We start from the raw sequence: 24,175 nt of genomic DNA, 5'->3' as shown, positions 1-24,175 counted from the left end.
ATACCGCGCATGAATATCCCCGCTTCGCACCGAGGCGCCGCAGCCCGACTGCCCTTCGACAGGCTCAGGGACCGGGGAAGGCGGCTCAGGGTTCGCGGGATCAGGAGGCCCGGAACGGCAGCACAACCCGCCCAGCCCGATACGATGGAGGGCTGATGTCCGACCTCCGAATCTCCTACCCGCCCGAGCTGCCGGTCAGTGCCGCTCGCGCGGACATCGCGCGTGCCATCAGCGAGCACCAGGTCGTCATCGTCGCGGGAGCGACGGGTTCCGGCAAGACCACCCAGCTGCCGAAGATCTGCCTCGAGCTCGGTCGCGAGTCCATCGGGCACACGCAGCCCCGACGACTGGCCGCGCGCACGATCGCCGAACGCATCTCGGAAGAGCTCGGCCAGGAGCTCGGCGGCATCGTCGGCTACCAGGTCCGCTTCACCGATCAGGCGTCGAAGGCGACGAAGATCAAGCTGATGACCGACGGCATCCTGCTGAACGAGATCCACCGCGACCGGATGCTGCGCAAGTACGACACGATCATCATCGACGAGGCGCACGAGCGCAGTCTCAACATCGACTTCCTGCTCGGCTATCTCAAGCAGCTCCTCCCCCAGCGCCCCGACCTCAAGGTCATCATCACGTCCGCGACGATCGACCCGGAGAGCTTCTCGAAGCACTTCGACGGGGCGCCCATCGTCGAGGTCTCCGGCCGCACCTACCCGGTCGAGATCCGCTACCGGCCGCTCGTGGCCGACGAGCCCACGGACGACGATCAGGACGCCCCCGAGTCCGAGACCGCCGACCGCGACTACCTCGAGGGCATCAACGCGGCCCTCGACGAGCTGGCGCGGGAGTCGATGGGCGACGTCCTCGTCTTCCTGTCCGGTGAGACGGAGATCCGCGACGCCGCCGACGCCATCCGCGGCCGCAACCTGCCCGGCACCGAGGTGCTCCCGCTCTACGGCCGGCTCTCCTCCGCAGACCAGCACCGCGTGTTCCAGCCGTCGACCGTGGCAGGCCTCCGCAGGCGCATCATCCTCGCGACGAACGTGGCCGAGACGAGCCTCACGGTGCCCGGCATCAAGTACGTCATCGACGCCGGAACCGCCCGCATCTCGCGCTACAGCGTGCGCTCCAAGGTGCAGCGGCTCCCCATCGAGGCGATCTCGCAGGCGTCGGCGAACCAGCGTTCGGGTCGCTCCGGCCGCACGAGCGACGGCATCGCCATCCGCCTCTACTCGGAGGACGACTTCGCGAAGCGCCCGGAGTTCACCGAACCGGAGATCCTCCGCACGAACCTCGCCGCGGTGATCCTGCAGATGATCTCCCTCGGCCTCGGCGACATCGCCGCCTTCCCCTTCCTCCAGCCGCCGGACGCCCGCGGTATCAAGGACGGCGTCGACCTGCTGTCCGAACTCGGCGCGATCGAGACGCGCACCTTCGCCGACGGGTCACCTCGCGGCGGCGGTCCACGCCTCACGCGGGTGGGGCGCGACCTCAGCCGCCTGCCGATCGATCCGCGGTTCGCGCGCATGGTCGTGGAGTCGAAGCGGCACGGGGTGTCGCGGGAGGTGCTCGCGATCGTCGCGGCGCTCACCATCCAGGACCCACGCGAACGACCGCTCGAGCACCGGCAGAAAGCCGACGAACTGCACCGCCGGTTCGTCGACCCGACGAGCGACTTCCTCGCCCTCCTGAACCTCTGGAACTACCTCGAGGAGAAACAGGACGAGCTGTCGTCGAGCGCGTTCCGTCGGCTCTGCAAGAACGAGTTCCTCAACTACCTCCGCGTCCGCGAGTGGCACGACGTCTACCGCCAGCTGCGCCAGCTCGCGAAGCCCCTCGGGCTGACGATCAACGAGCCGGCGGTGAACCCCGACGGCATCCACAAGTCGCTCCTCGCGGGGCTCCTCTCCCACATCGGGCTGAAGGACCAGACCGTCGCTCCGGTCGTGAAGGGCCGGAACGCTCCCCCGGCGACGAAGACCGCGAAGAAGGGCGACTACATCGGCGCTCGCCAGACGCGCTTCGTCCTCTTCCCCGGGTCCGCGCTCGCCAAGAAGCAGCCGAACGCCGTGATGAGCGCGGAACTCGTGGAGACGAGTCGGCTGTTCGCCCGCACCAACGCCTCGATCGACCCGGCGTGGGCGGAACAGATCGCCGGCGACCTCTGCAAGCGCTCGTACAGCGAGCCGCACTGGGAGAAGAACCAGGGCTCCGCCGTCGCGTTCGAGAAGGTGACCCTCTTCGGCGTGCCGATCGTGCCGCGCCGCCGGGTGCAGTTCGGTCGCATCGACCAGGAGCAGGCCCGTGAACTGTTCCTGCGGCACGCGCTCGTCGACGGCGAGTGGACCCACGACATCGGTCGCGACAAGCTGTTCGACTTCCACCGCGCGAACCGACGACTACGCAGGGAGCTGAGTGAGCTCGAGGAGCGGACGCGACGCCGCGACATCCTCTTCGACGACGAAGCCGTCTTCGACTTCTACGACGCCCGCGTCCCCGCCGAGATCTCGACGACGCGGGGCTTCGAGTCCTGGTGGCGCAAGACGCGCGTCGACCAGCCCGAGCTGCTCACGATGCGCCAGGAGGACCTCCTCCCCGAGGACGCTCCGGCGGTGGACGAGGACCGCTTCCCCGCCGAGTGGGTGCAGGCCGACCAGCGGTTGAAGCTCAGCTATCGCTTCGAGCCCGGAAGCGACGACGACGGCGTGACGGTCATCGTCCCGCTCGCCCTGCTCGACCGGCTCTCGCCCGCGGGTTTCGACTGGCAGGTCCCCGGGCTCCGTCGAGACCTCATCACCGCGATGATCAAAGCGCTCCCGAAGGCCCTGCGTCGGAACATCGTGCCTGCGGCCGACTGGGCGGCGAAGCTGCTCGCCGAGCTCCCCGCCGACGTCCCGGCGGTCGCCCCCGGCAGTCCCTCCGCCGAGGACTCGTTCGCCACCCGTCTCGCGAACGCGATCAAGCGGCTCTCCTACATGGACATCAACGCCTCGGACTTCGAGATGGGACGCGTCCCCGAGCACCTGCTCGTGACCTTCCGCGTCATCGACGAGCGCGGCCGCACGCTCGCGAGCGGCAAGGACCTCGTCGAGCTGCAGCAGCGCCTCAAGCAGCGCACCCGTGCGAGCGTCGCCAAGGTCGCGGCCGCCAGAGTGCCCAACGCCATCGAGCGCTCCGGGTTCACCAGATGGGACTTCGACGACCTCCCCCGCTTCATCGACATCCGCCAAGAGGACGGCGTGATCCGCGGCTACCCCGCGATCGTCGACGACGGCACGAGCGTGTCGATCCGGATCATGAGCACGGAGGCCGACCAGGCCCGCGCCATGCCCGCCGGCGTGCGCCGCCTCCTCCTGCTCGCGATCCCGTCCCCGACGGCGTACGTGCAGCAGCACCTCAAGGCCAATGAGAAGCTGGCGCTCGCGACGAGCCCGTACCGATCGACGCCGGCGTTGTTCGAGGACTGCCTCGCCGCCTGCATCGACGATGTCCTGTTCCGCGTGGTGCCCGACGGACAGGTGTTCTCGCGGCTGCAGTACGAGACGCTTCGCGACCGCGTCTCCGCCTCGGTCATGGACCGCATGTTCCAGACGGTCGCCATCGTCGCCCGCATCCTGCAAGCCGCGCGCGACACGGAGAAGGCCATGAAGGCGGCGACGAGCATGACGCTGCTCGCGGCCCTCACCGACATGCGGGGCCAGCTCGACGGACTGGTCTTCCCGGGCTTCGTCTCCCGGACGGGCTCAGGACGACTCGAGCATCTGCCCCGCTACCTCGCGGGCATCCGTTACCGCGCCGAGCGACTGACGGACAACCCGAACCGCGACCGGGTGTGGATGACGGAGGCGCAGACGGCGTCGGCACGGTTCGAGGCCGCCGGCGGCACGATCCCACTGCCCGCCGAGGCTCCGGAGCACCTCGTGAAGGCCCGGTGGATGCTCGAGGAGCTCCGGATCAGCCTGTTCGCCCAGCAGCTGGGCACGGCCGAATCGGTGTCGTTGCAGCGCCTGCAGAAGGTCCTCGCGGGCTAGCCCTCCCTGATCCCTGACGATGGACGCCGGTCCCTGAGCCTGTCGAAGGCCGGATCTCGACAAGCTCGATGACCGGGTCGACGGCTCAGGCCTCGGGTCCTGTCGCCACCGGACGCTCCGGGTGGTTCGCCCACTCGCTCCACGACCCCGGGTACAGCGCCGGTTCGAAGCCGGCCAGGGTGAGTGCGACCGCGTTGTGCGCCGCGGTCACCCCACTGCCGCAGTAGGTGGCGACCGTCGCATCCTCCGGTACGCCCGCGGCGAGGAACTGCTCGCGGAGGGTCTCAGGCGAGAGGAACCGGCCGTCGGCGCCGACGTTGGCGGTCGTCGGTGTGTTGAGCGCTCCGGGGATGTGACCGGCCCGGGGATCGATCGGTTCGACGTCACCCCGGTACCGCTCGCCGGCGCGCGCGTCCAGCAGGACCCGCCCCTCGCCCGCCCACGTCGCTGCGGTGTCGATGTCGATGCTCGGCAGGACACCCGTCGTCAGCGTGACGGTCCCGGGTTCTGGGACGACCTCGCCACGCTCCACGGGTAGTCCGGCATCCGTCCACGCCCGGAACGCGCCGTCGAGGATGCGGACGTCCGCGATGCCGGCGTTCCGCAGCACCCACCAGGCGCGCGCCGCCGACAGGCTCTTGAGGTCGTCGTAGACCACGACCACGTCACCGTCGTCGACGCCCCACGATCGCGCGGACGCCTGGAGCGCCTCGCGATCGGGCAGGGGGTGGCGGCCTCGGACGGCCGCTTCTCCGGGCGGCACGTGGTCGGCCAGCTCGTGGTCGAGGTCGACGTACACGGCGCCGGGCAGGTGTCCCTCGAGGTAGGCGGGCCGTCCGTCCGGTGCGTCGAGTCGCCACCGCACGTCGAGGACGCGCACCGGCGTCTCGGAGGCGATCAAGGCGGCGAGGTCGTCCGGGGTGATGAGGATGGGCATGCGTCCAGCGTACGCACGCGAGGCCGACGAGACCTGCGCCCGACCGCTCGGTCACCGTCACACCGGGTAACAGAGTTGCAGCTCCGGCCGGATGAGCGAAACGTAGCCTGTGCAGCGTCCACCGAATCGGCGTTGCAGCAGTCGTCCACAGCCGTTCGAAGGATCCCCCGTGAGCTCAGTCCACCCGGCAGCCGCCTCCGTGACCGCCTTGCCGTCCCCCGTCGACGGCGGCGAGGTCGCCCCCGGTTTCGCCTCCCTGTCCCCCGACGACTTCAAGGCGGCGTTCCGTCAGCACCCCGCCGGCGTCTCGGTCATCACCGCCGACGACGGCTCCGGGCCGGTGGGGCTGACCGCCACCTCGGTCTTCTCCGTCAGTGCGGAACCGCCGCTCCTCGTCTTCTCCGTGTCGTCGCTGTCCTCGAGCGCGCCGACCATCACCGCATCCGACACCGTCGTGGTCCACCTCCTGGGTTCCGAGCAGCTGCACATCGCGAAGCTCTGCGCGACGAGCGGAATCGATCGCTTCGCCGACACCTCCATCTGGGACCGCCTGCCGACGGGCGAGCCGTACTTCACGGGCAACGGCGTCTGGATCCGCGGACGCATCGTCAACCGCATGGAGGCGGGCACCTCGACGGTCATCGCGGTGCACGCGCTGGAGTCGAGCGTTTCGCAGCCGCAAGCGGCCGAGGAGCCGGTCCGGGCCGAGCCTGCCGCCGAGGCACCCGCTCCCGCCGTCCCGGCTTTCACCCCGAGCTTCGATGGCGCGCCGCTCGTCTACCACAACCGCACCTGGCACCGCCTCGACGCGAACTCGCAGATCGACGGCTGAGCGGCCTGCTGCTGGACATCTGTGCACTCGCAACCCGCCGTCGGTCCACCGATCTCCGGATAGCGTGGTGGCATCACCATCGTCGAGAGGACCCTCATGGCTGGATCGAAAGCCCGCACCGCCGCACGTCTGCTGCTCGGAGGCGCACTCGTCTTCGCCGGCGTCAGTCACCTGACCTTCGCTCGGAAGGACTTCCAGGCGCAGGTGCCGGAATGGGTCCCGATCGACGAGGACACCACCGTGCTCGCCTCGGGCGTCGTCGAGATCGCCCTGGGTGCGGCACTCGCCTCAGGCGTGAAGCGGACGGCCGTCGGTAACCTCGCCGCGGCGTTCTTCACCGCGATCTTCCCGGGCAACCTCTCCCAGTGGCTCAACCGCCGCGACGCCTTCGGCCTCGACACCGACAGCCGCCGGTTCACCCGCCTCTTCTTCCAGCCCGTGCTCATCGCCTGGGCACTCTGGTCCACCCGACGCTGACCACCCGCCGTCGCTGAGTCGCCCGAATCTGCGCGTTTCCGCATCGGATTCGAACATCCTCGGGCGAGTCAGCGGCGCACGGCGGCTCTCCGGGTAGTGTCGAGGACACCAGAGCCACAGGGAGAACGATGCTGACGACCGAGGCGACCATGGACGAGCTGCTCGTCGCCGAACCCGTCGAGGCGCCGAGCGCAGGACGCAACGGTGTCGTCAGTCTGGTCGCGCTCGTCGCCATCCTCACGATCGTGGTCACCGCGATCGCGGCGCTCTTCTTCCCCGTCGTCCAGGGCGTGACCGCGTTCTTCTACTTCTTCCTGGCGACCGGCGGTGGCCTCGGCGGCTGACGCCGATACGCGCTCAACGCCTGAGGGCCGGATGGAATCATGGATTCCATCCGGCCCTCGTGCGTTCAGCGCAGCGACTGCGCGGTGACTAGAAGTCCCAGTCCTCGTCTTCCGTGACCACGGCCTTGCCGATCACGTAGGAGGAGCCGGAACCCGAGAAGAAGTCGTGGTTCTCGTCGGCGTTCGGGGAGAGCGCCGACAGGATCGCCGGGTTCACGTCCGTGACCGTCTTCGGGAACATGGCCTCGTAGCCGAGGTTCATGAGCGCCTTGTTGGCGTTGTAGTGCAGGAACTTCTTGACGTCCTCGGTGAGGCCGACCTCGTCGTAGAGGTCCTGCGTGTACTGCACCTCGTTGTCGTAGAGCTCGTAGAGCAGCGAGAACGTGTAGTCCTTCACGTCGTCGCGCTCAGCCTGCGTGAGCTTCTCGAGTCCCTTCTGGAACTTGTAGCCGATGTAGTACCCGTGCACGGCCTCGTCGCGGATGATCAGGCGGATCATGTCGGCCGTGTTGGTGAGCTTGGCGCGGCTCGACCAGTGCATGGGCAGGTAGAAGCCCGAGTAGAAGAGGAACGACTCGAGGAGGGTCGAGGCGGCCTTCCGCTTCAGCGGGTCGTCACCGTGGTAGCGGTCGAGGACGATGGACGCCTTCTTCTGCAGGTTCGGGTTCTCGACCGACCAGCGGAACGCCTCGTCGATCTCCTTCGTGCTGCTGAGCGTGGAGAAGATCGAGGAGTAGCTCTTCGCGTGCACCGACTCCATGAACGCGATGTTCGTGTAGACGGCCTCCTCGTGCGGGGTGATCGCATCGGGGATGAGGGCGACGGCGCCGACAGTGCCCTGGATCGTGTCGAGGAGCGTGAGGCCCGTGAACACGCGCATGGTGAGCTGCTGCTCCTGCGGCGTCAGGGTGTTCCACGACTGGACGTCGTTCGACAGCGGGATCTTCTCGGGCAGCCAGAAGTTGTTGACGAGGCGGTTCCAGACCTCGACGTCCTTCTCGTCCTCGATCTTGTTCCAGTTGATCGCCTGGACGCGGTCGACCAGCTTGAGCTTCTCTGACATGAATTGGTGTCCTCTATCGGGAAGTGGGGTTGGCCCTTCGACAGGCTCTGGGACCGGTGATGCTGATGGCCCTCGACGGACCGGTGGTGCTGATGCCCTTCGACAGGCTCAGGGACCGGGGTCGGGATCAGAGACCGGAACCCCGGTCACTGAGCCTGTCGAAGTGCGATGACGAAGCGCGAAGCTCCTTAGAGCATGCAGCTGACGCAGCCGTCGACTTCCGTGCCCTCGAGCGCGAGCTGGCGGAGACGGATGTAGTAGATGGTCTTGATGCCCTTCTTCCACGCGTAGATCTGCGCCTTGTTGATGTCGCGCGTGGTGGCGGTGTCCTTGAAGAACAGCGTCAGCGACAGTCCCTGGTCGACGTGCTGCGTCGCCGCGGCGTACGTGTCGATGATCTTCTCGGCACCGATCTCGTAGGCGTCCTCGTAGTACTCCAGGTTGTCGTTCGTCATGAACGGAGCCGGATAGTACACGCGACCGAGCTTGCCTTCCTTGCGGATCTCGATCTTCGACGCGATCGGGTGGATCGACGACGTGGAGTTGTTGATGTAGGAGATCGAACCGGTCGGCGGGACGGCCTGGAGGTTCTGGTTGTAGATGCCGTACTCCTGGATGGACGCCTTGAGGGCCGTCCAGTCCGCCTGCGTCGGGATCTGCACGCCGGCCTGCTCGAAGAGCTCGCGGCCACGAGCCGTCTCGGGCTCCCAGACCTGGTCGATGTACTTGTCGAAGAACTCACCCGACGCGTACTGCGAGTCGGCGAAACCGTCGAAGGTCTCCCCGCGCTCCTTGGCGATGAGGTTCGAGGCACGCAGCGCGTGGAACACCACCGTGTAGAAGTAGATGTTCGTGAAGTCGATGCCCTCGGGGCTGCCGTAGTGCACGCGCTCGCGGGCGAGGTAGCCGTGGAGGTTCATCTGGCCGAGGCCGATGGCGTGCGACTTGTCGTTGCCGTCCTCGATCGAACGCACCGAGGAGATGTGGCTCTGGTCGGACACGGAGGTGAGGCCGCGGATGGCGGTCTCGACCGTGCGACCGAAGTCGGGCGAGTCCATCGTGAGCGCGATGTTCAGCGAGCCGAGGTTGCAGGAGATGTCCTTGCCGATCTCCTTGTACGAGAGGTCCTCGTTGTAGGTGGTCGGCGTGTTGACCTGGAGGATCTCCGAGCAGAGGTTCGACATGTTGATGCGGCCCTTGATGGGGTTCGCCTTGTTCACCGTGTCTTCGAACACGATGTACGGGTAGCCGGACTCGAACTGGATCTCCGCGATGGTCTGGAAGAACTCGCGGGCGTTGATCTTCGTCTTCTTGATGCGGGAGTCGTCGACCATCTCGTGGTACTTCTCGCTCACCGAGATGTCGCCGAAGGGCACACCGTAGACGCGCTCGACGTCGTACGGGGAGAACAGGTACATGTCCTCGCCCTTCTTCGCGAGCTCGAAGGTGATGTCGGGGACGACGACGCCGAGGGACAGCGTCTTGATCCGGATCTTCTCGTCGGCGTTCTCACGCTTGGTGTCGAGGAAGCGCAGGATGTCGGGGTGGTGTGCGTTGAGGTACACCGCACCGGCGCCCTGACGCGCGCCGAGCTGGTTCGCGTAGCTGAAGGAGTCCTCGAGGAGCTTCATCACGGGGATGATGCCGCTCGACTGGTTCTCGATCTGCTTGATCGGCGCACCGGACTCACGGATGTTCGACAGCGAGAGCGCCACACCACCGCCACGCTTCGAGAGCTGGAGCGCGGAGTTGATGCCGCGGGCGATCGACTCCATGTTGTCCTCGATGCGGAGGAGGAAGCAGGAGACGAGCTCGCCTCGCTGGGCCTTGCCCGAGTTGAGGAAGGTGGGCGTCGCCGGCTGGAACCGACCCGCGATGATCTCTTCGACGAGCGCGACCGCGAGCTGCTGGTCGCCGTCGGCGAGGCCGAGGGCGGTCATGACGACGCGGTCCTCGAACCGCTCGAGGTAGCGTTTGCCGTCGAAGGTCTTCAGCGTGTACGAGGTGTAGTACTTGAACGCGCCGAGGAAGGTCTGGAAGCGGAACTTCTTCGAGTAGGCCAGGTCGTTGAGTTCCTGGATGAAGTCGAACGAGTACTTGTCGAGCACTGCCTGCTCGTAATACTCCTTCTCGACGAGGTAGTCGAGCCGTTCCTTCAGCGAGTGGAAGAAGACGGTGTTCTGGTTGACGTGCTGGAGGAAGTACTCCCGCGCGGCCTCACGGTCCTTGTCGAACTGGATCTCGCCGTTCGGGCCGTAGAGGTTGAGCATCGCGTTGAGCGAGTGGTAGTCCATCTGGCTCGTCGACGGTGCGTCGATCACTGAAACTGGCGCTGCTGCCAAAATGATTCCAATCCATTGTGGACGGTGGTGACATCGTCCTGGGTTCCGAAGAGTTCGAAGCGGTACAGGTGCGGGACCTTGCATTTGCTGGCGATCACGTCGCCGGCGAGCCCGTAGGCCTCGCCGAAGTTCGTGTTGCCGGCGGCGATGACCCCGCGGATCAGGGAGCGGTTGGCCTCCACGTTGAGGAACCGGATCACCTGTTTGGGCACCGCTCCGTCGCCGTTGCCCCCGCCGTAGGTGGGGGTCACGAGGACGTAGGGTGCCGTGGCGTGCACGGCTTCGTCTTTCGCATACAGCGGGATCTGCAACGAGGGCAGGTCGAGCTTCTGCATGAAGCGATGCGTGTTGCCGGAAATGCTGGAGAAGTAGATCAGCCGTGGTTGCACGGGTGGCCTCCTCGTCGACGTCCGGACGGTCGGATGGTGCGTTGCTGCTGGAGCCGGCTCATGATGACGCCTGCGACCGTGGGCTCAAGCCAGACGTGCGGCGAGCTCTTCGATCTTGTCGGGACGGAAGCCCGACCAGTGGTCTTCCTCGGTGATGACGACCGGTGCCTGCAGGTAGCCGAGGGCCTTGACCTGCTCGAGTGCGTTCTCGTCGACCGAGAGGTCGAGGATGTTGTACTCGATGCCCTTGTTGTCGAGTGCGCGGTACGTCGCGGTGCACTGCACGCAACTGGGCTTCGTGTAGACCGTGATTGCCATAGCTCTTCGTGCCTTCCCCTCAAAATCTGGTGATTCCCGCGGCGTCCTGCGCCGGGGTTCCAATACTACATATAGATGGCGGTCTTCAGGTCGACCACAAGGGCTAGTAGTTACAGCCCTGTAGTTTTCCACCGGGTTCTCCACCGTTTCGGGCGAGTTATCCACCGGTTCTCCACTGGGTACAACACCCCTGGGCGACGCGAAAATCCCGGATTGACGGCCTTTTCTCCCCCGTCCGAGGGATATCTGTCCACAGGCAGAATTCTCCTCCGCACCTCCGACATCCGTTGTCGGTTTGGGCGTGTCGCGGGCGTGTCGCGCGTGTCGGAACCGGTCCCTAGACTGGTGTCCTTGTGAGCAGCTACCGTGACCTCCTTCGTACCCCCGGCGTCGCCCGGATCATCGCGGCGCAGCTCACCGCACGCTTCCCGTTCGGGATGCTCTCGCTGGCCTTCCTGCTCCACATCGAACAGGTCACCGGGTCCTACGGTGCCGCCGGGCTCGTCCTCGCCGCGACGAGCATCGGGCAGGCGATCGCCGGCCCCCTCACGAGCCGGTGGATGGGCGTCTGGGGCATCCGCAAGGTGCTCCTCCTCACCCTCGCGGTGTGTGCCGTCTCCGTCACGACCATCGCCCTCGTCACCATGACCGTCCCCGCGTACATGGCGGTCGGATTCGTCGCCGGGCTGAGCACCCCGCCCGTCCAGCCCGCGGTCCGCACCATCTACCCGAAGCTCGTCACCTCCCAGCAGCTCACCCCGTTGTTCTCCCTCGACGCCTCGGCCCAGGAGATCATCTGGGTGCTCGGGCCCGTCGTGACCACCTTCGTGTCCACCCAGGTCGGCACGGTCTGGGGCATCGCCCTGGCGGCGGCGATCATGGTCGTCGGCTGCCTGTGGTTCATCTCCTCACCGGAGGTCGGGCGCGTGCGCATCCCGAGGAGCCGTCGCAAGCTCGGGCAGGTGCTCAAGCGCCCGCCGGTCCTCCTCGCCACCGTCGTCGGCTTCCTCCTCATCGGCGCCTGTTCGGCCGTCGAGGCGGGCGTCGTCGCGACCTTCGGGCACGACGGCCTCGAAGCCGGTATCGTCCTCGCGATCTTCTCGGTCGGCTCGCTGGCCGGCGGCCTCGCCCTCGGTCACACCCCGATCGGTCCCTACGCGCTGGCGCGCCGCATCTTCATCGTCTTCGCCGGACTCGCCGTCGCGAGCCTCTTCCTCAACGCCTGGTGGCTGTCGGTCACCCTCTTCGTCGCGGGCATCGGCATCGCACCGGCCCTCGCCGTGCTGTTCGCCATCGTCTCGGCGAGCGTGAAGTTCAGCGACACGGCCGAGGCCTACGGCTGGGTCGGCACCGGTCAGCTCATCGGTGCCGCGATGGGGTCGGCGGCGGCCGGCTTCCTCATCGACGGCTCCGGAGCGGTCGGCGCGTTCTGGGTCGCCGGCCTGTTCGCGCTGCTCGGTTTCGTCATCCCCTGGATCGGTCACCGCTGGCACCCCGACCTCCGCGGCCGCGATGCGAGCCCGATCCCCGACACCGAGCCGATCAACACCCACCCGTCCTGAGCCGCCCCCCTTCAGTGGTCGGCGCGCAGCGGCGCGAGGGCCTCGTCGAGTGCGGCCAGTTCGCCCAGCAGCATCGGGAGCATGGTCGTCTGGCGGTCGTTGGGCGTGAACACGCCGTCGGCGATCTGCCGTGAGACGTACGGGATCTCCACGTTCGCACCGGTACTGACGAGACCGAGGGCCTGCAGGACAGGTCGAAGCGCGACGACGCCGCGGGTTCCGCCCGACAGCCCGCCGTAGCTGACGATCCCGACCGGCTTCCGCGCCCACTCGTGCATGAGGTAGTCGAGCGCGTTCTTGAGGGCGGGCGCGTAGCTGTAGTTGTACTCGGGCGTCACGAACACGAAGGCGTCCGTCCGGTCGACCCGCTCGCTCCAGGAGATCGTGTGCGGGTGGACGTAGGCGCGCTTGCGCGGGTGCGCGGGCTCGTCCATGAACGGCAACGCCAGTTCCCGGAGATCGACCGCGTCGACGGTGAACCGCTCGTCCGTCTCCGCCACGCCGGCGACCCAGTCAGCGACGGCGCCGCCCACCCGCTCGGGGCGGACGCTCCCGGTGACGATCATGAGTTGCGGCATGGGCTCCCTTTCGACGGTGACGGTGGCCCTGTCGAGGATACTGGTGCCATGGCAGACAGCACCCCGACCGTCCTCCTCAACGACGGGCACACGATCCCCCAGCTCGGCTTCGGCGTCTACAAGGTCCCGGACCTCGCCAGCACCGAGATCGTGCGGATGGCGCTCGAGGTCGGGTACCGCCACATCGACACCGCGTCGCTGTACGGCAACGAGCGAGGCACCGGCATCGCGATCCGCGAGTCGGGTATCGCCCGCGACGAACTCTTCGTCACGACGAAGGTCTGGAACACCGATCAGGGGTACGAGGAGACGCTGCGCGCGTTCGACACGAGCCTCGACCTCCTCGGCCTCGACCACGTCGACCTGTACCTCATCCACTGGCCGGCCCCGGGGCAGGACCGGTACCGCGAGACCTGGCGCGCGCTCGAGCGGTTGCGGGCCGAAGGACGTACGCGCTCCATCGGCGTCTCCAACTTCCACCGCAGCCATCTCGAACGACTCCTGGAGTCGGCGGAGGTCACCCCGGCCGTCAACCAGGTCGAACTCCACCCGTTCCTCCCCCAGCGGGAGTTGCGCGCCGTCAACGCGGCACACGGCATCGCGACGGAGGCCTGGTCGCCGCTCGCCCGCGGCCGCTTCTTCACGCCCGCCGCCGACGGATACGACGCCACCTCCGACCTCGGGGCCATCGCACGGAAGCACGGGCGCACGGTCGCGCAGGTGGTGCTGCGCTGGCACCTGCAGCTCGGCAACATCGTCATCCCCAAGTCGGCCACACCGGCGCGGATCGCGGAGAACTTCACGGTGTTCGACTTCACCCTCGACGCCGACGACCTGGCCGCCATCTCGGCGCTCGAGAACGGCGAGCGCACCGGCACCGACCCGGACCGGCTCGACTGACGCGAGACCGTAGGCTGAACCCATGACCGAGCCCGTCGTCGACACCGCGTCCAGCCTCGCCGCCCGCACGATCACGCCCGTGGAGCTCCCGCGTCACCGCTGGGGTCGTCACGACGCGCCGGCTCGGGCGCTCGTGGTCCACGGACTCGGCAGCAACGGTCCGAGCACCTGGCGCATCTGCGCCGCCCTGGCCGATCGCGGTTGGCTCGTCGAGGCGGTCGACCTCCGCGGCCACGGCGTCGCCCCTCGTGCGCTGGACTACCGGGTCGAGGCCTACGCCGCCGATCTGCTGGCCACCAGGCCGACCCCCGTGCGCGGCGTCGGGCACGCCGCGTGGGACCTGGTCGTCGGACACTCGCTCGGAGGCGCCGCCACCGCGGTCGCCGCCGCAGCCGATCCCCGGTGGGCGGCGGCGGTCGTGCTGCTCGACCCCGCCATCGCGCTCGACGACCACGACGCCGAGATCATCCGCGCCAGCCAGGAGGCCGCCTTCGCCGACAACACGATCGCTTCCGTCCGCGCGAAGAACCCGGAGTGGCACCCACTGGACGTGGAGATCAAGGTCCAGGCGGTGTCCGAGGCGAGCCGGTGGGCGATCGAGCAGACGAGCGAGCAGAACCACCCGTGGGACGTCCGTCCTGCGGCGGCCGCTCTGCGCAACCCGACCTTCGTGATCGCCTCCGATCCGGAGGTGTACAGCCTCTTCCGCGGCGCGCTCGCCGCCGAGATCCTCGCGAACCGCCAGGTCAGCCTGACGATCGTCCAGGGTGCCGGTCACAACGTGCACCGGGACCGCCCGGCGGAGACCACGAAGGCCATCGGCGATTGGGCCGAGCTGCAACTCGAGCAGCGGGCGCGTCGCGAGACCTGATCGTGACCCGCTTCCCAGGGTCCCTGCACCTCCGCGGCGCAGCGGCTCCCTGGGGTGACGCGCGTCGCGAGACCTGATCGTGACCCGCTTCCCAGGGTCCCTGCACCTCCGCGGTGCGGCGGCTCCCTAGGGTGATGCCATGAAGCGCTCAGCAGTGATCCGCACCACCACCGTGTTGGTCTCGGCCGTCCTCGTCGGGCTCGTCCTCTCGGGCTGCTCGGCCGGGTCGAGCACCGAGGCCGGCAGCGACTCGCGAGCTGCGATGCCCGCGCCCGGCCAGGTCGCCGGCGACGCGCAGCTCGGCGTCGACGGCGCCGCCTCCCCCGACCTCACGCAACAGCAGGTGGTCACGACCGGTTCACTCACCGTCACCGCTGACGACCCGATCAGCACCGCGACGGACGCCACCCGGATCGTCACCGAGGCGGGCGGGCGCGTTGACAGCCGCGACGAGACTCCGGGCACCTCCGACCAGGCCGCGCAGGCGACCCTGACGGTCCGCATCCCCGCCGACGACTTCGACGACGTGCTCGCACAGCTGCAGGCACTCGGCACGGTGAACAGCCTCTCCGTGTCCGCGGTGGACGTCACGGCACAGGCCGCCGACCTCGACGCGCGGGTCACCGCCCTCCAGGCCTCCGTCGACCGACTGCTCGGACTCATGGCGGCTTCGACCACGACGGCCGACCTCCTCGCCGCCGAGACCAGCCTGTCCCAGCGGCAGGCGGAACTGGACGGGCTCGTCGCCCAGCGCGACGCGCTCGCCGACCAGGTCGACTTCTCCTCCGTGTTCGTGAGCTTCGTGGCCCCAGGCGTGGTCGCGCCGGGCGTGCCCACCGACTTCTGGGGCGGCGTGGTCGCCGGGTGGAACGCGCTCGTCGCCGCCGCCTCGGGGCTCGTCGTCGTGGTCGGCGTCCTGGTGCCGTGGCTGCTCCCCCTCGCGGTCGTCGCCGCGGTCGTGGTCCTCCTCGTCAGGTCGGGCCGCCGGCGCGCCGCTCGCCGCTCGCAGACACCTGCCACCTCGGCCGGGCCCGATGCGACAATGGACCGGTGACCGCTCAAGCGCAGCACCACCCGTCCGATCGATCGTTCGACCCCGCCTCGATCCTCAGTGACGGGCTCGTCGAGCGCATCCGCGAACGTGCCGCCGTGGCGGACCGTGAGAACGCCTTCTTCGACGAAGACCTCGCGGAGCTGCGAGCGTGCGGCTACCTCCGGGCGTTCGTTCCCGAGGAGTTCGGCGGCCTCGGCCTCGGCATGAGCGAGGTCACGCTGCTCCAATCCCGGCTCGCCACCGCCGCCCCGGCGACCGCCCTCGCGATCAACATGCACCTCGTGTGGACGGGGGTCGCGCGACTGCTCCACACTCGAGGAGACGACTCGCTCCGCTTCGTCCTCGAGGGAGCGGCCGGGGACGAGCTCTACGCGTTCGGCGTGAGCGAGGCGGGCAACGACCTCGTGCTCTTCGGATCCGACACCGAAGCCCGTCCGGGCCCCGACGGTTCCTATCGGTTCCACGGTCGGAAGATCTTCACCTCGTTGTCACCCGCGTGGACGTGGCTGGGGACGACCGGGCTCGACACGACCTCGGCCGACGGTCCGAAGGTCGTCTACGGCTTCATCGAGCGCTCGCGCGGCGGGTTCGAGATCCTCGACGACTGGGACACCGTCGGGATGCGCGCCAGCCAGAGTAGGACGACCCTGCTCCAGGGGGCCGAGTCGACGGCGGAACACATCGTCCGACGCCTCGACCCGGGGCCCAACCCGGATCCCATCGTCTTCGGGATCTTCGCCTGCTTCGAGACCCTCATCGCCGCCGTGTACACGGGCATCGGCGAACGCGCCCTCCGGCTCGCGGTCGAGACCGCCCACCGGAAGACGTCGAAGAAGGCCGGTGGTGCGAGCTACGCGGCGGACCCCGACATCCGCCGTCGGATCGCGGCGGCCGCCATCGCGTACGACGGCATGCTGCCGCAGCTCGCCGGCATCGCCCGGGACCTCGATGACGGCGTCGACCACGGCGCGCTCTGGTTCCCGAAGCTCGTCGGGCTCAAGGTCCGCGCGACGGAGACCGCCCGCGAGGTCGTGGATCAGGCGATCCGGGTCGCCGGCGGCGGCAGCTACTTCGCCGCGAGCGAATTGGGCCGGCTGTACCGCGACGTCCTCGCCGGGATGTTCCATCCCTCCGACGACGAGTCCGCCCACGCCACCGTCGCGAACGCCTGGCTCGGGCCCGTGTGACAGCTCGGGCCGGCCTGACGACTCGGCTCAGCCGCGGTTGTTGCTGAGCTCGAAGATCCGCAGGAGCTCGCCGACCGCGGCGTCCTTGCTGTCCCCGCCCTCCTCGAACATCTGCGTGACGTGCGTCAGCAGGTGGTTCTCGACGAGCAGTTTGTTGAGCGATCCCAGCGACTTCTGGATGGCGAGCGACTGCGTGATGATGTCCATGCAGTAGTCCTCGTTCTCGATCATCTTCTCGAGACCGCGCATCTGGCCCTCGAGGATCTTCGTCCGGTGCAGGGCCCGCTTCTTGATGTCTTCGATCACCGGCTCAGAGTACCACCAGGGGGTACGGTGCCCTCCTGCTCGATCGGACCGGAGGACACGGTCGACGAGCCTAGGATGGGCGGATGACGAGCTCCCCCACACTCGAACTCACCGCCGCCGATGCGGACCGTGCGCGAGCCCTGCGATCGATGAAACGCCTCGCCACCGGATTGCTCCTCGTCATGGCGGTCATCTTCGCCGTCGCGTTCGCGCTCGAGGGGCGCTACCCGTGGTTGGCGTATGTCAGGGCCGCCTCCGAGGGCGGCATGGTCGGGGCGCTCGCGGACTGGTTCGCCGTCACCGCCCTCTTCCGGCACCCGCTCGGCATCCCGATCCCCCACACGGCGATCATCCCGAAGCGCAAGGACGAGATCGGCGTCAGCCTCGGCGAGTTCGTGGAGACCAACTTCCTCTCCGAGGAGGTCGTGCGGCAGAAGCTCGCGTCCGTCTCCGTCTCCGAGAAGCTCGGCGGATGGTTGTCCGAGCCCGCGAACGCCGAGCGGGTCACCGCCGAGGGGTCCATCGCGGTGCGGGGTCTCCTGGAGACGCTGTCCGACGACGACGTCCGCGAGGTCATCGAGGCGCTGGCGTCCAAACACCTCATCGACCCGCAGTGGGCCCCGAACATCGGCCGTTGGGTCGAGCACATCGTCGGTGTGGGCGCGCACCACGACGCGGTCGACCTCCTCCTCGATCGCACAGGTGAGTGGCTGAGCACGAACCCGAAGGCGTTCGAGCGCCTGGTCTCGAGCCGTCTGCCGACCTGGGTGCCGTCCTTCGTCGACCGGCTCGTGGACGACAAGCTCTACCGGGAGGCCGTGTCCTTCGTCCAGGCCGTCCGCGCGGACCCCGACCACCAGCTCCGTCATGCCCTCGACGGGTACCTCGGCGAGCTCGCGGAGCAGCTGCAGCACGACGACGCGACCATCACCCGCTTCGAGAACGCCAAGCACGAGGTCATCGACAGTCCTCGTGTCCGGGAGGTCGCCGGTAAGACCTGGACGGCTGCGAAGAGCGCGTTCCTCGAGGCCCTCGACGCCCCCGACAGCGACCTCCGTGTGCGGATCTCCGGCACCATCGCGGACTTCGGTCGGCGGCTGTCGACCGACCGGGCGTTCTCCACCCGCGTCGACACCCGTGTCGCGGACGCCCTGTCCTACGTCGTCACCCGCTACCGGCACGACATCGCGAGCATCATCACCGAGACCGTCGAGCGCTGGGACGCCCGGGAGACGACCCAGAAGATCGAGCTGCTCGTCGGACGCGACCTGCAGTTCATCCGCTTGAACGGCACGATCGTCGGCGCGCTCGCCGGCCTCGCGATCTTCACGGTCGCGCAGGCGGTCCTCCGCGCGTTCTGACGACGGGACCGGTCAGCGCTTCGGGAGCAGCTCCACGGAGATGAGGTTCACGACGTCGCTTGCGAGCAGGTCGAGCGAGCCCTGGTCCTTGCACGTGAAGGTGAAGACGACCAGCGTCCCCATCTTCGTGAGCGACCGGACGCCCCAGTAGGTGCGCTCCCCCGTCGCCTGCGTCCACGACAGGACCCGGAACTCGATGAGCCCGCCACCGCTGTTGTAGTTCAGCTGTTCGGTCGTGCCGTCCGCCTTGACGTAGTCGGCCCCGACGTACTTCGACAGATAGGCGTCGCTCGAGCGCTGGTCGTCACCGACGGCGATCTCCTCCGGAGTCAGTGCGATGTTGCCGAGCCGCACCTCACACGAGGTCGAGGCGTTCGTGTAGATGTCGATCCCGTTCGCGTCCTGACCCGCTGCCGCCCACGACGAGTCGAAGTCGTTCGTGAGGTAGGCCGTCCAGTCGGTGGGGACGTCCTGTCCTGCTGCGAAATCGAGATCCGGCGGAATGTTGACGTAGGTCTTGGTCGGCTCGGGCGTCGAGTCCGTCTCCGTGGGCGTCGGAGACGCGGTCTTCGTCGGCGTGGCCGAGCGGGTGGGGCTCGGGTCCGCGACCGGCGCGCCACCCTGCGTGAGCACGAGGGCGATGACGGTGATGATCGCCGCCAACACGAGCGGGACACCGACCGCGAGGGCGATGATGAGCCCCGTCCGCTTGCGCTTCGGGGCACCGGGAGGCGGCGGCTGCTGGCCGTACCTGGTAGGGCCCTGCGGTGGCTGCTGCTGGTACGGGTTCTGCTGCGGCTGATACGGCGGCTGCGGCTGGTACGGCTGCCCGCCATACGGGTTCTGCTGGTACGGGTTCTGCTGCTGAGGGTTCTGCTGCCCGCCATACGGGTTCTGCTGCTGAGGGATCTGCTGCCCGCCATACGGGTTCTGCTGCTGAGGGATCTGCTGCCCGCCATACGGGTTCTGCTGCTGAGGGTTCTGCTGCCCGCCATACGGGTTCTGCTGCTGCGGTCCCTGCCCATACGGCGGCTGCTGTGGTTGCCCGCCATACGGCTGCTGCTGCGGCTGACCATACGGCTGCTGCGGCTGCTGACCCGTCGGCCACTGCGGCGGGCGGCCGTCAGGCTGCTGCGGGTCGGGAGGCGGTGCATCGGTCACGGGAGTGGCCTTTCGACGGAACGGCGGGCGGAGCGGGTGAACTGCCCGGCCGCACGCCTGCAGTTCGTGTCGTCAGCCTATCTGCGACGGACCGGCGCCGGCGGGCACATCCTGCACCAGAATGGTGACGTGTCCACCGCCCCCACCACACCCCGCACCCGCAGCGAGCGCCTCGACGCGCTCCCGTTCACCAAGGCCCACGGGCGACTGCTCGTCGGTTCCGGCGTCGGCTGGGCCCTCGACGCCATGGACGTCGGACTCGTGTCCTTCGTGCTCGCCCAACTCGCCGTGCAGTGGCAGCTCGGGAACACGGAGCTCTCCTGGATCGCCTCAGCCGGGTTCCTCGGCATGGCCATCGGTGCGACGCTCGGCGGTCTGCTCGCCGACCGGGTCGGTCGACGCCACGTCTTCGCGATCACCCTGCTCGTGTTCGGCATCGCGACGGGCGCGTCGGCCCTCGCCTGGGGACTCGGCGTGCTCATCGTGCTGCGGTTCATCGTCGGCCTCGGACTCGGCGCCGAACTGCCCGTCGCCTCGACCCTCATGAGCGAGTTCGCGCCGCCACGGATCCGCGGACGGATCATCGTGTTCCTCGAGGCGTTCTGGGCGATCGGATGGATCGCCGCCGCCCTCATCGGCTACCTGGTCGTGCCGACGAGCGACGACGGGTGGCGCTGGGCGCTCGCCATCGGCGCGTTGCCCGCGGTCTACGCGGCCATCGTGCGGACGCGACTGCCGGAATCGGTGCGCTTCCTCGAGTCGCGTGGGCGCCACCGCGAGGCAGAAGCCGTCGTCCGTGAGTTCGAGGCATCGGCCGGCGTCGCCCACCCGGAGGCCGCCGGTAAGACCACCACCGACACCCCCGTGAGCGCAGGGCTCTCCGCCCGCGAGCGCCTCCGTGGACTGTGGGTGCCCACACACCGCCGCGACACCGGATCGCTGTGGATCGTGTGGTTCTGCGTCAACTTCTCCTACTACGGTGCGTTCATCTGGATCCCGACGATCCTCGTCGCCTCCGGCTTCTCGCTCGTGCGGTCCTTCGGTTTCACCCTCATCATCACCCTGGCCCAGATCCCGGGCTACGCCGTCTCGGCGTGGTTGATCGAGGCCTGGGGCCGGAAGCAGACCCTCGCGACCTTCCTCGCGGGCTCCGCGGTGTCGGCGGTCCTGTTCGGCACGGCGACGACCGAACCGATGATCATCGTGTTCGGTATGTGCCTGTCCTTCTGCAACCTCGGCGCCTGGGGCGCCCTGTACGCGACGACCCCGGAGCTGTACCCGACGGCGCTCCGTGCGACGGGGGCGGGGTGGGCCGCCGGCATCGGCCGCATTGCCTCGATCATCGCCCCGCTGTCGGTTCCGGTGCTCCTCCTTGGAGGGAACGCCCTGCTCTTCTCCGTGTTCGCCGCCTTCTTCGTCGTCGCCGCGGTCGCCGCGCTGTTCCTCTCGGACATGCGCGGCCGATCCCTCGACTGAGCCGCGTCCCATCGTCCGACCCGCGCCGGCCCGCCGACAGGGTCGGTCGGTGTCGATGCGACAGAATGGGGCCGTGACCGAATCCACCAGCGCCGTGTCCCCGTCCGCCTCCGTCGACCGACGTCCGATCTCGGGACGGCGGGTCGATCTCGAGCACGGTGCGTACACCGCGTCGATCGCCTCGGTCGGTGCCTCACTGCGGTTCCTGCAGCACGACGGCCGCGACCTCGTGGTCCCGTTCGACGCGGAGGAGGTCCGTCCGGCGTTCCGCGGCGCCATGCTCGCCCCGTGGCCCAACCGCGTCGTCGACGGCCGGTACACCTTCGCGGGGGTCGACCACCAGCTCGCACTCACGGAACCCGCTCGCGGGCACGCCCTCCACGGGCTCGCCGCCTGGTCGGAGTGGGACCTCGTGTCGTCGAGCGCGTCGTCGGCTGCGTTCCGCGTGGTCATCGAAGCGCAGGAGGGCTATCCGTTCCGCGTCCAGGTCACCGCGACCTACACACTCGACGACCACGGACTCCGCACTGACGTCGAGGCTCTGAACCTCGGCGACGTCGACGCCCCGTACGGCACCGGGCCGCACCCCTATCTCGTCGCGGGCGAGGGGCGCGTCGACGACTGGACGCTCGAGCTGCCCGCCGCCGAGGTGCTCACCGTCACGCCGGACCGGCTCATCCCGGTCTCGCTGGAGTCGGTCGACGCGGAGGCGACGGAACACTTCGACTTCCGCGCACCCCGGGCCATCGGCGACACCTTCATCGACCATGCGTACACGGCACTCGACCACGACGCCGACGGTCGGGTCATGGTGCGGGTGACGGCACCGTCCGGCGGTGGCGTCGCGATGCACTGGGGCGAGGGTCTGCCCTGGGTCCAGGTGCACACCGCCGATCAGCCCGTCGCGGAGCTGAACCGACTGGGGCTCGCAGTAGAACCGATGACCTGTCCCCCCGACGCCTTCTCGACCGGGACCGACCTCGTCGTCCTGGCTCCCAATACACCACACCGGGTGTCCTGGACCATCGCAGCACTCTGACAGTCGTCGGGGCTAGGCTGGCGACATGTCACAGACTCTTGCGAAACTCACCGGCGGCCCGCTCGACAGCGAGATCATCCCGCTCGAAGACGGTCAGGACGGCGAGCTCGTCCTGCCCTACGGCGAAGGCCAGCTCATCTACCGCCCCGTCGGCGAAGCGACGAACACCGGCGACCACGACGGCCCGACGACGACCGACTACGAGTACGTCGAGTCGACGGAGGACATCTCCCCGACGAACCGCAACGGCAACGGCGACGACGACTCGATCGGCTGAACCGAACCACCCTGTTCCACCTGAACGCCGGTAGCTGAGCCTCAGCTGCCGGCGTTCGGCGTTCACTCGCCCTGGTCGTCGACCGTCACCGTGAAGGTCTGGACCCGGAGCGGAAGCACAGGTGTCATCCGGACCTCCAGGCGGAGGCGACCCTCCGTCCCTTCGACGAACCAGACCAGGTGGTCAGGCGAATCGCAGATCGGCGTCGCACGTCCCGAAGCCACCTCGGCGATGCCACCGACGGCGGTGACAGCGGCGTCGACCGCCTGGCGTCGCTCGTCCAGCGGTCGGTCGAGGGCGACGTTCTCGGCGAACAGCGACGCGGCGACGCGGTCGTCCCAATGCGACAGCATCCCGGTCGCGGTCATCGACGCCACGAGGGTCTCCGGCCAGGGGCGGATCGCCGGTTCCAGCAGCTCGCCGGAGGCCTGGGCTCCCGCGATCGCCAGCCGCAAGGCCTGTTCGGCGGGCTTCGCCACGGCCGCGTAGCCGGCGTTCTCGAAGGCGACGACGCCGAACCCCGATGTCGGGTGCCACCGCATGTGGGCGCTGTAGCCGGGGTAGCCGCCCGAGTGCGAGACGAGCGTCCCGAGGTCGGCGTCCTCCTCGACGAAGAGGCCGAAGCCGTAGCCGAGCGCGAGTCTCGGCGGCACGCCGTCGAGGGTGGGCCGCGACGGAGCCAGCCGGTGCAGTTGCTGCATCTCGCGGCGGCTGGCGCTCGACAGCGGTCCGGTCTCGTCCCCGGTCCAGGCGCCGTCGAGCCAGCGCACCCATCCGATCAGGGTGGAGGCCGAGGCGAAGAGCCCGCCGATCGAGGAGAAGACCCCGGGGCCGGAGAACGGGACCTCGACGAATCGACCGTCCTCATCGACGGCCCGTTCCCGGCGGACACGATGACCGGTCGCCGTGACCGCACCGTCGCCCTCGGGTCGCTCGAACACGGCGCCGAGCCCGAGCGGCTCCAGCAGGAGCGAGGTCACCGCATCGATGTAGGAGCCACCGGTCACACGCTCGATGACCTGCCCGAGCAACGCGTAGCCGAGGTTGGAGTAGGAGAAGGCCGTCCCGGGTGTCGTGACGCATCGGACGCCGCGCACGACCAGCCGCCGGAACTCGTCCACGGTGATCGACTCCTGGCGGTCACCCCACGGATCGTCCGTTCCGAGCCCACCCGACATCGTCAGGAGCATCCGTACGGTCGGCCGGACGGCGATGCCGTCAGGGAGTACCGGCGCGAACTCCGGCACGAACCCGTCCACCGGCGCGTCCAAGTCGAGGCGGCCGGCGTCGCGGAGGATGAGGAGCACGGCGGCGGTGAAGCTCTTCGTGCAGGAGGCGATGCGGAACAGCGTGTCGGCGTCGGGCACCGGACCGCCCACGGTGACTCCGCCGAACCCCTGCTCGAACCGGACCCGCTCGCGGTCGAACACGGCGACGTATGATCCCGGGGCGACGCCGGAGCTGATCCGGTCCTGGAAGACCCGTGTGATGTCCGTCTCGGTGCTGTCCTCGACCAGGTGCATGCCGCCTCCTCCTCGACGGCCCTCGGCAGCCGTCCGCGATCTCGTCGCGCTTCGAGCGTACGACCATTCCGCGCCACCGGGCGCCATCGCACGGGGTGCCGGGCGTAGGGTGCTCCTCCGCCAGGACGAAGTCAAGGGGCACCGATC

Annotated in this window: 22 protein-coding genes; 13 read left to right on the top strand and 9 right to left on the bottom strand. The window is 68.6% G+C overall.

Annotation, left to right across the window (positions count from 1 at the left end; genetic code table 11):
* The first annotated feature begins 155 nt into the window (after window positions 1–155).
* Window positions 156–4,031 carry an ATP-dependent RNA helicase HrpA gene (hrpA, locus tag BWO91_RS06670; RefSeq protein ID WP_079001951.1) on the top strand — a complete coding sequence of 1,292 codons (3,876 nt, stop codon included), beginning with the start codon at window positions 156–158 and terminating at the stop codon, window positions 4,029–4,031.
* Window positions 4,032–4,116: 85 nt separating this feature from the next.
* Here the strand turns inward: hrpA and BWO91_RS06665 are convergent, their stop codons facing one another.
* Window positions 4,117–4,968 (bottom strand): sulfurtransferase, encoded by an 852-nt coding sequence (locus tag BWO91_RS06665; RefSeq protein WP_079001949.1) that lies wholly within the window; start codon window positions 4,966–4,968, stop codon window positions 4,117–4,119.
* Window positions 4,969–5,167: 199 nt separating this feature from the next.
* On the opposite strand from BWO91_RS06665, the gene BWO91_RS06660 reads away from it, so the two are divergent.
* The 3 genes from BWO91_RS06660 to BWO91_RS06650 all read left to right on the top strand — a co-directional run bounded on the left by BWO91_RS06660 (window position 5,168) and on the right by BWO91_RS06650 (window position 6,621).
* Complete coding sequence (locus BWO91_RS06660) at window positions 5,168–5,800, top strand: flavin reductase family protein (protein WP_064296588.1); 633 nt, start codon at window positions 5,168–5,170, stop codon at window positions 5,798–5,800.
* A gap of 96 nt (window positions 5,801–5,896) precedes the next feature.
* Window positions 5,897–6,277 (top strand): DoxX family protein, encoded by a 381-nt coding sequence (locus BWO91_RS06655; RefSeq protein ID WP_064296521.1) that lies wholly within the window; start codon window positions 5,897–5,899, stop codon window positions 6,275–6,277.
* Window positions 6,278–6,405: 128 nt separating this feature from the next.
* The gene (locus BWO91_RS06650) at window positions 6,406–6,621 is read left to right on the top strand and encodes a hypothetical protein (protein ID WP_064296522.1); all 216 of its coding nucleotides are present in this window, start codon (window positions 6,406–6,408) and stop codon (window positions 6,619–6,621) included.
* Window positions 6,622–6,709: 88 nt separating this feature from the next.
* Here BWO91_RS06650 and nrdF read toward each other — a convergent pair whose 3' ends face one another.
* From nrdF to nrdH, 4 genes are all read right to left on the bottom strand, one after another.
* On the bottom strand, window positions 6,710–7,684 hold the full coding sequence (gene nrdF, locus BWO91_RS06645) for a class 1b ribonucleoside-diphosphate reductase subunit beta (RefSeq protein ID WP_056007612.1): 975 nt from the start codon (window positions 7,682–7,684) through the stop codon (window positions 6,710–6,712).
* Between the two features lie 188 nt (window positions 7,685–7,872).
* The gene (gene nrdE, locus BWO91_RS06640) at window positions 7,873–9,978 is read right to left on the bottom strand and encodes a class 1b ribonucleoside-diphosphate reductase subunit alpha (RefSeq protein ID WP_064296589.1); all 2,106 of its coding nucleotides are present in this window, start codon (window positions 9,976–9,978) and stop codon (window positions 7,873–7,875) included.
* 23 nt (window positions 9,979–10,001) lie between these two features.
* The gene (gene nrdI, locus BWO91_RS06635) at window positions 10,002–10,415 is read right to left on the bottom strand and encodes a class Ib ribonucleoside-diphosphate reductase assembly flavoprotein NrdI (protein ID WP_064296523.1); all 414 of its coding nucleotides are present in this window, start codon (window positions 10,413–10,415) and stop codon (window positions 10,002–10,004) included.
* Window positions 10,416–10,499: 84 nt separating this feature from the next.
* Complete coding sequence (gene nrdH / locus BWO91_RS06630) at window positions 10,500–10,733, bottom strand: glutaredoxin-like protein NrdH (RefSeq protein WP_056007615.1); 234 nt, start codon at window positions 10,731–10,733, stop codon at window positions 10,500–10,502.
* A gap of 353 nt (window positions 10,734–11,086) precedes the next feature.
* On the opposite strand from nrdH, the gene BWO91_RS06625 reads away from it, so the two are divergent.
* Complete coding sequence (locus BWO91_RS06625; protein WP_079001947.1) at window positions 11,087–12,295, top strand: MFS transporter; 1,209 nt, start codon at window positions 11,087–11,089, stop codon at window positions 12,293–12,295.
* 11 nt (window positions 12,296–12,306) lie between these two features.
* Here BWO91_RS06625 and BWO91_RS06620 read toward each other — a convergent pair whose 3' ends face one another.
* A complete protein-coding gene (locus BWO91_RS06620) occupies window positions 12,307–12,873 on the bottom strand; it encodes an NADPH-dependent FMN reductase (RefSeq protein ID WP_079001946.1) in 567 nt (188 codons plus the stop codon).
* 48 nt (window positions 12,874–12,921) lie between these two features.
* Between BWO91_RS06620 and BWO91_RS06615 the strand changes: the two genes are divergently transcribed.
* The 4 genes from BWO91_RS06615 (at window position 12,922) to BWO91_RS06600 (ending at window position 16,885) form a co-directional block, all read left to right on the top strand.
* Window positions 12,922–13,773 carry an aldo/keto reductase gene (locus tag BWO91_RS06615; RefSeq protein WP_079001945.1) on the top strand — a complete coding sequence of 284 codons (852 nt, stop codon included), beginning with the start codon at window positions 12,922–12,924 and terminating at the stop codon, window positions 13,771–13,773.
* Window positions 13,774–13,795: 22 nt separating this feature from the next.
* A complete protein-coding gene (locus BWO91_RS06610) occupies window positions 13,796–14,644 on the top strand; it encodes an alpha/beta fold hydrolase (RefSeq protein WP_079001943.1) in 849 nt (282 codons plus the stop codon).
* Between the two features lie 139 nt (window positions 14,645–14,783).
* Window positions 14,784–15,698, top strand: coding sequence for a DUF4349 domain-containing protein (locus BWO91_RS06605; RefSeq protein ID WP_079001942.1), 915 nt, complete (start codon window positions 14,784–14,786; stop codon window positions 15,696–15,698).
* On the top strand, window positions 15,695–16,885 hold the full coding sequence (locus BWO91_RS06600) for an acyl-CoA dehydrogenase family protein (protein WP_079001941.1): 1,191 nt from the start codon (window positions 15,695–15,697) through the stop codon (window positions 16,883–16,885). The genes BWO91_RS06605 and BWO91_RS06600 overlap by 4 nt, the downstream gene beginning before the upstream one ends.
* Before the next feature lie 27 nt (window positions 16,886–16,912).
* On the opposite strand, the gene BWO91_RS06595 is transcribed toward BWO91_RS06600, so the two are convergent.
* Window positions 16,913–17,191, bottom strand: coding sequence for a metal-sensitive transcriptional regulator (locus BWO91_RS06595; RefSeq protein WP_064296530.1), 279 nt, complete (start codon window positions 17,189–17,191; stop codon window positions 16,913–16,915).
* Between the two features lie 83 nt (window positions 17,192–17,274).
* On the opposite strand from BWO91_RS06595, the gene BWO91_RS06590 reads away from it, so the two are divergent.
* Window positions 17,275–18,552, top strand: a complete 1,278-nt coding sequence (locus BWO91_RS06590; RefSeq protein ID WP_064296531.1) for a DUF445 domain-containing protein — start codon at window positions 17,275–17,277, stop codon at window positions 18,550–18,552.
* 12 nt (window positions 18,553–18,564) lie between these two features.
* Here BWO91_RS06590 and BWO91_RS20420 read toward each other — a convergent pair whose 3' ends face one another.
* Entirely contained in the window at window positions 18,565–19,713 is a 1,149-nt protein-coding gene (locus BWO91_RS20420) for a hypothetical protein (RefSeq protein ID WP_079001940.1), read from the bottom strand.
* A 129-nt stretch (window positions 19,714–19,842) separates the two neighbouring features.
* Here BWO91_RS20420 and BWO91_RS06580 point away from each other — a divergent pair, with 129 nt between their 5' ends.
* The 3 genes from BWO91_RS06580 (at window position 19,843) to BWO91_RS06570 (ending at window position 22,505) form a co-directional block, all read left to right on the top strand.
* Window positions 19,843–21,189, top strand: a complete 1,347-nt coding sequence (locus BWO91_RS06580) for an MFS transporter (RefSeq protein WP_240555702.1) — start codon at window positions 19,843–19,845, stop codon at window positions 21,187–21,189.
* A 73-nt stretch (window positions 21,190–21,262) separates the two neighbouring features.
* A complete protein-coding gene (locus BWO91_RS06575; protein ID WP_430929540.1) occupies window positions 21,263–22,228 on the top strand; it encodes an aldose 1-epimerase family protein in 966 nt (321 codons plus the stop codon).
* Between the two features lie 25 nt (window positions 22,229–22,253).
* Window positions 22,254–22,505 carry a response regulator gene (locus BWO91_RS06570; RefSeq protein ID WP_079001938.1) on the top strand — a complete coding sequence of 84 codons (252 nt, stop codon included), beginning with the start codon at window positions 22,254–22,256 and terminating at the stop codon, window positions 22,503–22,505.
* A gap of 62 nt (window positions 22,506–22,567) precedes the next feature.
* Here the strand turns inward: BWO91_RS06570 and BWO91_RS06565 are convergent, their stop codons facing one another.
* Entirely contained in the window at window positions 22,568–24,028 is a 1,461-nt protein-coding gene (locus BWO91_RS06565) for a serine hydrolase domain-containing protein (protein ID WP_079001937.1), read from the bottom strand.
* Window positions 24,029–24,175: the final 147 nt, after the last annotated feature.

Source organism: Plantibacter flavus (assembly GCF_002024505.1).
Classification (GTDB): domain Bacteria; phylum Actinomycetota; class Actinomycetes; order Actinomycetales; family Microbacteriaceae; genus Plantibacter; species Plantibacter flavus_A.
This window is presented reverse-complemented; position numbering and strand designations above follow the sequence as displayed.